The sequence below is a fragment of the Oryzomonas sagensis genome (assembly GCF_008802355.1).
In the GTDB taxonomy this organism is placed as follows: Bacteria; Desulfobacterota; Desulfuromonadia; order Geobacterales; family Pseudopelobacteraceae; genus Oryzomonas; species Oryzomonas sagensis.
In genome coordinates this window covers 1,090,515-1,103,797 of record NZ_VZRA01000001.1, presented here as the reverse complement: position 1 = coordinate 1,103,797, position 13,283 = coordinate 1,090,515, and the positions used below count along the sequence as shown (strand labels likewise).

The window sequence follows — 13,283 nt, the reverse complement described above, 5'->3', positions numbered from 1 at the left end:
AATTTGTATTGTTATGTCAATAAAAAATTTTTATCAAGAACAAAGTATATAAGCAGTGATAAAAAACCTTTAGCGACAATAAAAAGATGTATCACCGCTTCAGTTGACGGGCAAGAAGTTGCACGGTGTGCAGCACCTGGACGCGGGAACCGTGCTGCTTCAAACCATCGGAAAGTTGCATCATGCAGCCGGGGCACCCGGTCGCCACGACTTGGGCGGCGGTATCGATGATGGCGCGGCTCTTGGCGTCGTTGATGGTCATGGACGAACCGTAGTGGTAGACATTGAACGTGCCGCCCAGGCCGCAGCAGCGGTCGGCCCCTTCCATCTCGGTCAGTTCGATGCCCGGCGTTCCCCGCAAAAGCTCCCGGGGCTGCTTGGTCAAACCGCGGGTGCGCAGGTGGCAGGGATCGTGGTAGGTCACGCGCACGGCGTCGCCCGCGCCGGTTTCGGCGGGGCTGAGCCCCAGGTGGTACAGCAGTTGGGAGGCATCCACGGTCTTTGCCGCCAGGGCATCCAGCCGCGCCCGCAGTTCGGGATTGCGCTTGCCCACCACCAGCGGGTAGAAGCGATGAAGGGCGCCGCTGCAGGTGGCGCAGGCGCTCATGACATAGTCGGCTTCATAGCGTTCCATCTCAGCCAGGTTTTTCTCAGCCAGGCCGCGCACGGTGGCGATGTCGCCGCCGGACATGGCCGGCAGGCCGCAGCACTGCTGCCCCTTGGGGATGATCACCGTGCAGCCCAGGTGGCGAAAGAGCGCCAGGGCCGCTTCGCCGATCTCGGTATAGACGAAGTTGGTCATGCAGCCGACAAAGAAGACGATCCGCGGCTTGCCCGGTTCGCCCGGGATGACTTCGGGATGCCGGTCCATGAACGGTTTTTTGGCGATGGTGGGGATATGGCGCTTCCGGCCGATAAACGGCACCGGAAAGCGCAGCCGCAGCCCCGATGTTTCAGGAACCTTTCTGAAAAAGAGCGGGCCGAGGAGGCTGGCCATCTTGGCCCCCATCTTCATCAGGGTGCGGTGCTTGATCACCTGGCCGACAGCCGCGTGGAAGGTGGTCAGGCCGCGACGCTGCGCCAGGGCCTCCCGTGCGGCGACAACGATCTCGTCGGTCGGCACCTCGTTCGGGCACTTCTCCACGCAACTGCCACACAACAGGCATTTGGACATGGCCACATAGGTCTGGTCGTCCAACTCGATGTCGTTTTTGAGAATATGCTGGGCCAGGGCCACCTTGCCGCGGGCAACGGCCGGTTCACGCCGGAATGCGGTGAAGGCGGGGCAGTTTGCCCGGCAGGCGCCGCATTTCACACATTTTTTCAGGTCTTTTTCAACTCGCTTGAGGGGATCTTGAGGGTGTTCCACAAATACGTTCCTTTTCCCGGTACTGCAAAGTTTGTCCGTATGCACGCCCCACGGAAATCGGGGAGCGATATGCGATTTTGTAACAATACCACAAAAATACAATCGGATACTAGACTAGTACTGCAATTAACGGCTGTCAAACGATTAATCCGGTCTTTTTACTGGTATATGGCGCGATGATGCACGAGAGGTGTGGGGCGGATACCGCCGGGAGAGAAGGCAGCGGGGGAGGCAATTTCGCCTTGAGCCGCACGGTTCTACGGCGACGGCGGGAGGGGAGGCGGGGCGGTTCTTCCCATGCCGCCCCTGCAACGAAAAAACGCCGGCAGTCGAATGAAATTCCTCTGCCGGCGCACGGATGGTCGCATATCCAAGAAGATTATTGCGGCGGGGTGCCGTTTCGGCACCGCCACGATTGATTTACGGCAATTCCGTGGAGCCCATCAGGTAACGGTCGCACTCCCGCGCCGCGCCGCGCCCCTCGTTGAAGGCCCAGACCACCAGGCTTTGGCCGCGGCGGCAATCCCCGGCGGCAAAGACGCCCGGCAGGCTGGTGGCGTACCGGCCATACTCTGCCTTGATGTTGCCGCGCGGGTCCCGTTCCAGTCCCAGGGCGTCGAGCAACGACTGTTCCGGCCCGAGAAAGCCCATGGCCAGCAATACCAGACCGGCGGGGCGCACCTGTTCGGTGCCCGGCACCGGCTTGGGCGTGAACTGCCCACGGTCGTTCTTTTCCCAGGCGACCTCGACGGTGCGGACCGCCGTGACCGTGCCGCTTCCGTCCCCTTCGAATCCCGTCGCGGTAGTCAGGTAGGTCCGCGGGTCGGCGCCGAACTTGGCGGCGGCCTCCTCCTGGCCGTAGTCAACCTTGTGCACCTTGGGCCATTCGGGCCAGGGGTTGTCCGCCGCGCGTTCCCCGGGCGAACGGGGCATGATCTCCAGTTGGGTGACCGAACGGCAGCCATGGCGCAAAGAGGTGCCGACACAGTCGGTGCCGGTGTCGCCGCCGCCGATGATCACCACGTCCTTGTCCCGGGCCGAGATGACGTCGCCGGATCGGTTGAGCACCCCCTTGGTATTGGCTGTCAGGAAATCCATGGCAAAGTGGACTCCGGTAAGGGCACGCCCCTCGACGGGGAGATCGCGCGGGACGGTCGACCCGGTTGCCAGCACCACGGCGTCGAACTCGCTGCGCAGCCGGTCGGCCGGGAAGGCTGCAGTGCCGATTTCGGTGTTGCAGGCAAAGGTAATGCCCTCCGCCTCCATCAGCTTCAGGCGACGCTGGACCACCCGACGCTTGTCGAGCTTCATGTTGGGGATACCGTACATCAAAAGCCCCCCGGGCAGGTCCTCCCGTTCGAAGACCGTCACGCTGTGGCCCGCCCTGTTGAGCTGCGCCGCCGCCGAAAGGCCGGCCGGCCCCGACCCGACCACCGCCACCCGCTTGCCGGTGCGGACCTGGGGCAGCACCGGAACGATCCACCCCTCATCAAAACCCCGCTCGACGATGCTGACCTCGATATTCTTGATGGTGACGGGCGGGTCGATGATGCCGAGGGTGCAGGACCCTTCACAGGGGGCCGGGCAGACCCGCCCGGTAAACTCCGGGAAGTTGTTGGTCTTGTGCAGCCGGTCGAGCGCCTGCCGCCAGAGATTGCGGTAGACCAGGTCATTCCACTCAGGGATCAGGTTATTGACCGGGCAACCGCTGGCCATACCGCTGATGAGCTTTCCGGTATGGCAAAAGGGGATGCCGCAATCCATGCAGCGAGCCCCCTGGGTACGCAGGGCCTCGTCGTCCATATGGAGGTGAAACTCGTTCCACCCCTTGATCCGCTCCAACGGCTCCCGGTCGGCCGGCACTTCCCGCTGGTATTCCAAAAATCCGGTGCTTTTTCCCATGTCGTTTTCCTATATCGATGTGCTTGAATTCGACCCCATGTAACCTACTAACGCGCCGACGGCCTATTTCCCCTCGAGCCGGGCATTTTCCTCGAAGGCGGCGGCCAGCGCCTCGTCGCCGCTCAGGCCGGCGGCCTGCGCCCTTTCCAGAGCCTGCACGACCCGCTTGTAGTCCTTGGGCATGACCTTGACAAACCGGGGGAGGAATCCATCCCAATCCGCCAATACGGCCGCTGCACGCTCACTCCCGGTCAACGCGCCATGGCGGCCGATCATGTCTTTGAGGGTGGCCGCATCCCGCTCGTCCAACTCCTCGAGCCCGACCATCTGGGTATTGCAGCGACCGGCAAAAACGCCCTCTTCATCGAGCACGTAGGCCACGCCGCCGCTCATGCCGGCCGCAAAGTTGCGCCCCGTCGGACCGAGGATCACCACCGTACCGCCGGTCATATACTCGCAGCCATGGTCGCCCACCGCCTCTACCACGGCATTGACGCCGGAGTTGCGCACGCAGAAACGCTCGCCGGCCATGCCGCGGATAAAGGCTTCACCGCTGGTGGCGCCGTAGAAAGCCACGTTGCCGGCGATGATGTTCTCTTCCGCCTTGAAGGGCGACCCCTTGGGGGGATAGACCAGGATCGTGCCGCCGCTCAACCCCTTGCCCAGGTAGTCGTTGGCGTCGCCGCACAACCCCAGGGTGACCCCTTTGGGGACGAAAGCGCCGAAGCTCTGGCCGGCCGAACCGTTGAACAGCAGGTTGACGGTCCCGTCCGGGAGCCCTTGGGGGCCGTGATGGCGGGTGATCTCGTTGCCGAGGATCGTTCCCACCACCCGGTCGACGTTGGTGATGGGCAGTTCCGCCTCGACCCTCTCAGCGTGCTCGATGGCGGGCATGCAGAGGTCAAGCAGCCTGGCCATGTCGATGGACTTCTCCAGGCCGTGGTCCTGGGGCTCCGTGCAGTAGCGTCCCACATCCAGGCCGACCTGGGGCTGGTAAAGGATATTGGTGAAATCGAGCCCCTTGGCCTTCCAGTGGGCAATGGCCTTTCGGGGTTCCAGAACGTCCGCGCGCCCGACCATCTCGTTCAGGGTCCGGAAACCGAGCCGGGCCATGATCTCCCGCAATTCCTGGGCCACGAAACGCATGAAGTTGACCACGTATTCCGGCTTGCCGGCAAACTTGGCCCGCAAGACCGGGTCCTGGGTGGCCACGCCGGTCGGACAGGTATTGCTGTGGCAGACCCGCATCATGACGCAGCCGAGAGAGACCAGCGGCGCGGTGGCGAAGCCGAACTCCTCGGCCCCCAAGAGGGCGGCGACGGCCACGTCGCGGCCGGTCTTGAGCTGGCCGTCCGCCTCGATGACGATGCGGCTGCGCAGGTTGTTCAACACCAGGGTCTGGTGGGTTTCCGCCACGCCCAACTCCCAGGGGAGACCGGCGTGCTTGATGCTGGATACCGGCGAGGCGCCGGTGCCGCCATCGTAGCCGCTGACGAGCACCACATCGGCGTGGGCCTTGGCAACGCCGGCCGCGATGGTGCCGACCCCGACCTCGGACACCAGCTTGACGCTGATGCGGGCGCGACGGTTGGCGTTTTTCAGGTCATGGATCAGTTCGGCAAGATCCTCGATGGAATAGATATCGTGGTGCGGCGGCGGCGAAACCAGACCGACCCCCGGGGTGGTATGGCGGGTCTTGGCGATCCAGGGGAACACCTTCTGGCCGGGCAGTTCGCCCCCTTCACCCGGCTTGGCCCCCTGGGCCATCTTGATCTGAATCTCCCGGGCATTGGTGAGATAGTCGCTGGTAACGCCGAAGCGGCCCGAGGCCACCTGTTTGATGGCGCTGTTCTTGGAATCGCCCAGTTCGTTGGTCCAGGTGAAGCGCTCCGGGTCCTCCCCCCCCTCGCCGGTATTGGAGAGGCCGCCGATCCGGTTCATGGCGATGGCCAACGCCTCGTGGGCCTCCTGGCTGATGGAGCCGTAGGACATGGCGCCGGTCTTGAAGCGCTTCATGATCTCTTCCACCGGCTCGACCTCCTCGATCGGCACCGGGACGGTCGTTTCCCGGAAATCCAGCAGGCCGCGCAGGGTGTACAGGCGGGTGTCCTGTTCGTCGATCAGTGAGGAGAACTGCTTGAACTCATGGTAGTCGCCGGTACGGACCGCCTTCTGGAGCGAACTGATGGTGAGCGGGTTGTACTGGTGTTCCTCCCCGGCCTCGCGCCACTGGTAGACCCCGCCCGCGTCCAGGGTGGGATCGGCGGGCACCCGTTCGGGCCAGGCCCGGTGGTGCCGCGCCAGGAGTTCCGTGGCGATCCCCTCCAGATCGGTGCCCCCGATACGTGACGGCGTCCAGGTAAAGTACCGGTCGATCACCGACTGATGCAGGCCGACCGCCTCGAAGATCTGGGCGCCGCGGTAACTCTGCACGGTGGAGATGCCCATCTTGGCCATGGTCTTGACGACCCCCTTGATGGACGCCTTGATAAAGTTTTTCACCGCCTTCTTGTAGGTGATGTCCGGCAACATCCCCTGCCGGATCATGTCGTCCAGGGACTCGAAGGCCAGATAGGGGTTGATGGCGTTGACGCCGTAGCCGAGCAGCACGGCGAAGTGGTGGACCTCGCGCGGTTCGCCCGATTCGAGTACCAGCGATACCCGCGTGCGGGTGGCCGTCCGGATCAGGTGATGGTGAAGCCCGGAAACCGCCAGCAGGGCGGGAATGGCGGCATGGTCCTTGTCAACTCCGCGATCGGAGAGGACTACAATGGTGGTGCCGGCCTCGACCGTTATGACGGCGGCTTCGAAAAGCCTCTCCAGGGCCTTCTCCAGCCCGGCGGTTCCTTCGGCTACCGGGAAGAGCAGCGACAGGGTGACCGCCTTGAAATCGGGTTTCTCCACATGGCGCAGTTTTTCAAGCTCCTCGTTGGAGAGCAGGGGGTGTTCCAGCCTGATCATGCGGGCGCTGGCCGCGGTCGGCTTGAGCAGGTTGGCCTCGGAGCCGATCAGGGTGGTGGTGGAGGTGATGATCTCCTCGCGGATCGGGTCGATGGGGGGGTTGGTCACCTGGGCGAAGAGCTGCTTGAAATAGTTGTAGAGCAGTTGCGACTGATCGGACAGCACCGCCAGCGGCGTGTCGGTGCCCATGGAACCGAGCGGCTGGACGCCGTTCAGCGCCATGGGCCCCAGGATGACGCGCTGATCCTCGAAGGTGTAGCCGAAAGCCTGCTGGCGCTGCAGGACCGTATCATGGTCCGGTCCGTACACATGGAGCGCATCGGGCAGGTCCTCGAGAAGGATATGATTATCGCGCAACCACTCGCCGTAAGGGCGGGCCTCCGCCAATTCGCGTTTGATCTCCTCGTCCGGCACGATGCGCCCCTGCTCCGTATCCACCAGGAACATCCGGCCGGGCTGCAGGCGCCCCTTCTGCAGGACGCGCTCCGGCTCGATCGGCAGCACCCCGGCCTCGGAGGCCATGATAACAAGATCATCGCTGGTGACATAATACCGTGACGGCCGCAGGCCGTTGCGGTCGAGCACGGTGCCGATGCTGCGGCCGTCGGTAAAGGCGATGGCCGCGGGACCGTCCCACGGTTCCATCAGACAGGAATGGTACTCGTAAAAGGCTTTTTTGGCGGGCTCCATGGTCTCATGATTTTCCCACGGCTCGGGGACCATCATCATGACGGCGTGGGGCAGCGAACGGCCGGCCATGACCAAAAGTTCCAGGCAGTTGTCGAACATGGCCGAATCGGAACCGTCGGTGTTGATGATCGGCAGCGCCTTCTTGAGGTCGTCGCCGAACAGGTGGCTGGCAAAAAGCGATTGGCGCGCATGCATCCAGTTGACGTTGCCGCGCAGGGTGTTGATTTCGCCGTTATGGGCCAAAAAGTGGTAGGGGTGGGCCCGGTCCCAGCTGGGAAAGGTATTGGTGGAAAAACGCGAATGCACGAGCGCCAGGGCGGTCTCCATGTCAGGATCGCGCAGGTCGGGGTAGTACTGGTCCACCTGAACCGGCATGAGCATGCCTTTGTAGATCATGGTCCGGCTGGAGATGCTGGCCACGTACCAGCACTTGTCGACCCCGGCCCGGCGGATCTCGTTGACGGCGCGTTGATTGACGATGTACAGCTTGCGGTTGAGCTCCTGTTCGTCGGCGCACTCCTCGCAGGTTTTGAAAAACAGTTGGCGCACCACCGGTTCGCTGGCCCGGGCGGTAGCGCCAAGGGAAGCGTGGTCAGTGGGCACATCACGCCAGCCGATGATCGCGAGCCCTTCCTCGGCAACGATCTTTTCCAGCACATGGCGGGCGCTGTTGCGTTCGGTCGCGCTGGGCGAGGTGAACACCATGGCGACCCCGTAGCGGAACGGCTCGGGCAGCTCTATGCCCAACGGCGCGCAGACCTTGCGCAGGAAGCGGTCCGGCACCTGCAGGAGAATGCCCGCGCCATCCCCGGTATTGGGTTCGCAGCCGCAGGCGCCGCGGTGATCGAGGTTGACAAGCATCGTCAGAGCCTGACGCACGATCTCGTGGGATTTCGCCCCCTTGATATTGGCCACGAAACCGACGCCGCAGGCGTCGTGTTCGAACTGGGGATCGTAGAGGCCCTGCTTTTTAGGTGGTTCGATGTTTTTCATATGGCTACCTTTATGTATGGTGCTGGTATCTTGTTATGTACCGCTCGACGGTGAGGCGGGTAGAGGATGAACGTGATACGGTGCATGCTCTTGTAATGGGGGTATTCAAACGACGTATAAAGAGAGTTAATATATCTATTTGCGCGGATATTTTCAACACCAAATGCCGAGTGCGGCAAGAAAACGCGTTATTCGGGCGCACGAAGCAGTGGGAAACAGGAGGAAGGGCCGGGAATCCGGGCACGGGCAAAGGAGCGGTCCCGCGCCTCGCCCGGAAAACGGCGGTGTTCGCTGCCCCGGAAGCGAAATTCCGGGCATACCAACAAAAAAAGACCTGACAAGGTGTCAGGTCCTTAAATTTTGGTGGGCACAGACGGGATCGAACCGTCGACCTGCCGATTAAGAGTCGGCTGCTCTACCAGCTAAGCTATGTGCCCAACGAAATAAGGCCCCGGACGTAATGTCCAGGGCCGTTGTTTTTGGCGTCCCCTACCGGATTTGAACCGGTGTCGCCGCCGTGAAAGGGCGGTGTCCTGGGCCGGGCTAGACGAAGGGGACGTTTTCAGTGGTGAGCCGCGTTGGGATCGAACCAACGACCACCTGATTAAAAGTCAGGTGCTCTACCAACTGAGCTAGCGGCTCAAAGAGAATTGCATTTTTACAATATAAATAAGGTGGAGTCAACAATTATTTTTTATCCGTAACAATTAATCTCCGGCAATGCCATCATCCTCGGCGCGAGGCCGCTCTGTCGTGCGCCCTTTCTTGTCGTACTTGTCCTGATACATGCGCCGGTCGGCCAGCTTGAGGGCGACAGAGAGTTCGGATGCGTCACGGGCAGTTGCCACCCCCAGGGACAGGCCGCGCGAATAACCGTTTTTTTCCCTTCTGGGGCGGCAGCCACCCTGGATGATGCGCTGCACCGCCGCCTGGGCGGTTTCCAAGTCGGTGCGCGGCAGCAGCACGGCGAATTCATCCCCGCCGATACGGGAAACGACGTCTCCGGCCCGAAAGGCGGACAGGAGCAAATCGGCAGCCATGCGAATCAATCGGTCGCCCTCATCATGACCGTAGTTGTCATTGATCGTCTTGAGGCCGTCAATATCGGCGATGACAATACTGACCGGAAAATCCCGGCTGGCGGCCAGCCGGCTCATCTCGGCCTCGAAATACGCCCTGTTGTAAAGATTGGTGAGCGAGTCATGGGTGCTGAGATACCGCAGGTTCTCTTCATAGTGCTTGCGCTCGGTAATATCCTGGGATACCTTGAGATACTTGATGACGGCACCCTCGGAATTGCGTAGCGGGCAAAACTTTGCCAACTCCCAATAAACCTGGCCATCCTTGCGGCAATTGGCCAACTCGCACTCCCACTCCTCTCCCGCCCTGATACTGTCCCAGAGTTCCTGGTAACGTTCGGAGGGGGTGAGATCCGACTTGAGGATGCGCGGATTCAACCCGATGACCTCCTCGGCGCGGTAGCCGGTCACCTTGGTAAATGTCGCATTGACATATTCTATGGTGCCGTTGAGGTCCGTGATGAGAACCGAGGTGGGGGCCTGTTCCATGGCCTGGGAGAGCAGATTGAGGGACTCGTCCTGTTTTCTGAGGCGGCGCTTGAGGTTGACGTAATCACAGCATTGGGCCACGGCCTCCGTAAGCTTGGCGAAATCGACCGGCTTGCCGATGTAATGGTTGATGCCGATTGAGACGCACTCCAGCAGGTATTCGGTATCGTTGAATGCCGACAAAACGATGACGGGGCAATCCGGCTGAAGACGGCGAATTTCGCGAACCATGGTCATACCGTCCATGCCCGGCATCCTGATATCGGTCACCACGACATCGGGGACATGGGCCCGGTACATATCGAGCCCCTCCCTGCCGTCGGCGGCCACATACACGGTGCCGACCGCACGCATGAGCAGGCGCGAAACCGTGTCCCGGGTGATCTGGTCGTCCTCGGCATACAGCAAGGATATGTCGTTATAGAGAACCGGTGGCGCCATGGCTTCAAACCGATTTCGTATTGGATGCCCCTGTGTCCACCAGTGTATCGCACAATCGGCCCGCCGCAAGTAGGTCGGCGAACGTCCGCCAAAGGAAGCTAGGATGAAAAAAATCAGCCTTGCCCAGTGCAACGATTATGATCCCACCCGGGTGCGGGAGGCACTAGTCTCGCTCCTGGAGCCGTTGGGCGGCATGGGGGCCTTCGTACGGCCGGGAGAGCGGGTCTTGCTCAAGCCCAACCTGCTGGCCGCCAAAGATCCGGAAGCGGCGGTAACCACCCACCCTGCCGTCGTGAAGGCTGTTGCGGAATTGGTCAGGGAGGCCGGGGGCCGGGTCCTGATCGGCGACAGCCCCGGCATCGGCGGGTTCCGGAAGGTGGCCGACAAAAGCGGCATCAGCCAGGCGGCCCGGGAGAGCGGCGCCGAACTGGTCGCATTCGACGAGACCATCGAGCTCAACGGCGCGGGAACCTTCCGCCGCATCGCCATAGCGCGGGCTTACTGGGAGGCGGACAAGGTCATCAACCTGCCCAAGCTGAAAACCCACGAGATGATGACCATGACCTGCGCGGTGAAGAACCTTTTCGGCGTAGTTGTGGGGGCGGAAAAGCCGGCGTGGCACCTCAAGGCGGGAACCTCGCGCGAACAGTTCGCCCGACTGCTGCTGGAGATATACCTGTTGAAAAAGCCGACCCTGAATATTGTGGATGCCGTCGTGGCCATGGAGGGGAACGGCCCCGGAAGCGGCGACCCGATCGAATTGGGCGCATTGATCGCCGGCATCAATCCGGTGGCGGTGGATACGGTGGCCGGCCGCCTGGCGGGGATACCCGCAGAGCTGCTCTATGTGGAACGGGAAGCGGCACGCATGGGGCTGCCGGGAACGGAGATAGGCGCACTGGAACTTTTCGGCGTGCCCCTTGACCGCTTCGGAGGGAAGCGGTTCAACCTCCCCACCGGCCTGGATGTTCAGTTCGGCCTGCCGGCCTTTATCAAAAACGGCCTCAGGCGCCACCTCCTGTCATTCCCCGTGGCCGACGCCCGCCGATGCGTGCTGTGCGGCATTTGCCGGGACGCCTGCCCGCCGGAAGCCATACAAATAAAAAACAGCTCCCTGGTGGTCAACCAAAAGAGCTGTATTCGTTGTTGGTGCTGCCGCGAATTGTGCCCCCACGACGCCATGCAGGTGCGGCGAGGGGCATTGTTGAGGATAGCAACGGCTTTCAGCCGTCCACGGGGGAAACGGCGCTAGGCGTCTTCTTCCTCGCCGCCGAGAGGGATCTCGCGGTAGGTGCGGTCCTCCTCAAAGCGCTTGGTCTGGGCCTGAAGCTTTTCCAGATCGGATTTGCACTTGACGCAATACCGCGCGAACGGCATGGCCTTGAGCCGCCCCAAGGGGATTTCCTCTTCACACTCTTCGCAAAGGCCATATTCTCCCTCGTCGATTCTCAGGAGGGCCTCGTCGATATTGTGCAATTTTTCCCGTTCCCGGTCACCCAATAAAAGCCCGAGTTCGCGATCCCGCTCCGATGAGGCCTGGTCATAGATGTCGCCGCTCGGCTCTCCGACGGCCGTGGTTTCGGCGCCGTTCTTGACAGTTTTGGATATTTCCCGCAGGGTATCCTCCTTCATTTGTTGAAGGATTTCCCTTATTTCCTGCCATTTCTTTTTTGCCGGTTTCGTGGCCATGTTGCCCTCACTCCCCTGGTCTGCTTTCGTACCACCCCTGAAAAGGGGGCAAACTATTGCAGAAAACGGATTGTTTGTCAAGCCAAACAACCGGAGGCATCATTCGACGACTATTTCACCGATCAGGTCGTAATCCGACGAGTCCGTGACCTTGAGAGAAACGATATCACCAACCTCGGCGGTTCCGGCGGTGATATAGACCTGCCCGTCGATATCCGGCGCCTGACGCGACGAGCGCCCCCTCAGGAGCAGGTCGGTTTCTTCGCTGTACCCCTCCACGATGACCTGTTCCGTGGTGCCGATGAGAGCCCGGTTGCGACGGAACGAAAGCCGCGCCTGGGCGCGCATCAACTTGCGGTAGCGCTCGCGCTTGACCCGCTCCGAGACCTGGTCCGGCATGGAGGCTGCCGGCGTATTCTCCTCCCGGGAGTAGCAGAAGACCCCGAGGCGATCGAATTGGGTCTGCTCGATGAACTGCATCAGGCTGGCAAAATCGTCCACCGTTTCGCCCGGAAAGCCGACGATCAAGGAGGTGCGCAGCGCAATGCCGGGGATCTCCCGGCGCAAGGTGGCGATCAGGTTTCGAATCTGAGCCTCGCTGCTCCGGCGGTTCATCCGCTTGAGAACCGCGTCGGCGATGTGCTGGATCGGAATATCCAGATATTTGCAGATCTTGGGTTCGTCCCGAATCAGTTCGATCAGGCCGTCGGTGATCCCGTCGGGATATGCGTACAAGAGGCGGATCCACCGAATCCCCTCAATGGCAGCCAACCGGCGCAGCAGTGTCTCGAGAGTGGACCCGTCGTCCAGGTCGCTGCCGTAACGGGTGACATCCTGGGAGATGACATTGATCTCTTTTACCCCGCGGGCGGCCAGCCGCTCCGCCTCGGCCACCAGCGACTCCAGCGGCCGGGACCGGTAGGCGCCCCGCAACCGGGGGATCACGCAGTACGAGCAGCAATTGGAACAACCTTCGCCGATTTTGAGATAGGAGTACCATGCCGGCGAAGAGTTGAGGCGCGGCAGGGTTTCGTCATAGATGTAATCCGGGTCGCCGACGTAGCGCAGCTGGCTGTCGGAACCTTTTTTCTCCGCCAGAATCTCGGCAATGCGGGGGTAATCGCCGGTGCCGATGAAGATATCCACCTCGGGCAGATCGTTGGCCAACTCCTCCTGATACCGCTGCGGCAGACAACCGGAGACGATCAGGGTGTGGCAACGCCCGTCGTGCTTGCGTTCCGCCAAGTCCAAAATGGCGTCGATGCTCTCCTGCTTGGCCTCCTTGATGAACGAGCAGGTATTGACGATGATCACGTCCGCATCCTTTTCGTCGGTCGTAATCTCGTAGTCATCCTTGGCAAGCACACCGAGCATCACCTCGGCATCCACCAGATTCTTGGGGCAGCCCAGGCTGACCATGCTCACTTTCTGTTTAACCCTTTCGCTCACAGACACCTCTTCATTTTTTCACTATAAGGCTGTTGAAAAACCCAGGTTGTTCAAAAACAGTCAGATCGTCGCACCCGCGAGACAAGCCCTGAGGAGGCCCTCACCCGGCCTTTGGCCACCCTCTCCCGGAGGGAGAGGGGAACGGTATCCCTTCTCCCCTTGGGAGAAGGATAGGATGAGGGGCGCTACGCCGCACGAAAGGGCTTTTGAGGACGAAGGCC

7 protein-coding genes and 3 tRNA genes are annotated in these 13,283 nt (G+C 61.5%); 1 reads left to right on the top strand and 9 read right to left on the bottom strand.

The window, feature by feature from the left end; genetic code table 11:
- Positions 1-91: 91 nt before the first annotated feature.
- From F6V30_RS04940 to F6V30_RS04910, 7 genes are all read right to left on the bottom strand, one after another.
- Positions 92-1,369, bottom strand: coding sequence for a (Fe-S)-binding protein (locus F6V30_RS04940; RefSeq protein ID WP_151155499.1), 1,278 nt, complete (start codon positions 1,367-1,369; stop codon positions 92-94).
- A 420-nt stretch (positions 1,370-1,789) separates the two neighbouring features.
- Entirely contained in the window at positions 1,790-3,271 is a 1,482-nt protein-coding gene (locus F6V30_RS04935) for a glutamate synthase subunit beta (protein WP_151155497.1), read from the bottom strand.
- A gap of 63 nt (positions 3,272-3,334) precedes the next feature.
- The gene (gltB, locus tag F6V30_RS04930) at positions 3,335-7,915 is read right to left on the bottom strand and encodes a glutamate synthase large subunit (RefSeq protein WP_151155495.1); all 4,581 of its coding nucleotides are present in this window, start codon (positions 7,913-7,915) and stop codon (positions 3,335-3,337) included.
- Positions 7,916-8,276: 361 nt separating this feature from the next.
- A tRNA-Lys gene (locus F6V30_RS04925) sits at positions 8,277-8,352 on the bottom strand.
- Positions 8,353-8,395: 43 nt separating this feature from the next.
- Positions 8,396-8,473, bottom strand: a tRNA-Glu gene (locus F6V30_RS04920).
- An 8-nt stretch (positions 8,474-8,481) separates the two neighbouring features.
- Positions 8,482-8,557, bottom strand: a tRNA-Lys gene (locus F6V30_RS04915).
- A gap of 65 nt (positions 8,558-8,622) precedes the next feature.
- Positions 8,623-9,924, bottom strand: a complete 1,302-nt coding sequence (locus F6V30_RS04910) for a sensor domain-containing diguanylate cyclase (RefSeq protein ID WP_151155493.1) — start codon at positions 9,922-9,924, stop codon at positions 8,623-8,625.
- 103 nt (positions 9,925-10,027) lie between these two features.
- On the opposite strand from F6V30_RS04910, the gene F6V30_RS04905 reads away from it, so the two are divergent.
- Positions 10,028-11,176, top strand: coding sequence for a DUF362 domain-containing protein (locus F6V30_RS04905; RefSeq protein WP_151155491.1), 1,149 nt, complete (start codon positions 10,028-10,030; stop codon positions 11,174-11,176).
- On the opposite strand, the gene F6V30_RS04900 is transcribed toward F6V30_RS04905, so the two are convergent.
- Positions 11,173-11,613, bottom strand: a complete 441-nt coding sequence (locus tag F6V30_RS04900; RefSeq protein WP_149307415.1) for a TraR/DksA family transcriptional regulator — start codon at positions 11,611-11,613, stop codon at positions 11,173-11,175. The two genes, F6V30_RS04905 and F6V30_RS04900, sit on opposite strands and share 4 nt — an antisense overlap.
- Positions 11,614-11,712: 99 nt before the next feature.
- The gene (gene rimO, locus F6V30_RS04895) at positions 11,713-13,032 is read right to left on the bottom strand and encodes a 30S ribosomal protein S12 methylthiotransferase RimO (RefSeq protein ID WP_151156412.1); all 1,320 of its coding nucleotides are present in this window, start codon (positions 13,030-13,032) and stop codon (positions 11,713-11,715) included.
- Positions 13,033-13,283: the final 251 nt, after the last annotated feature.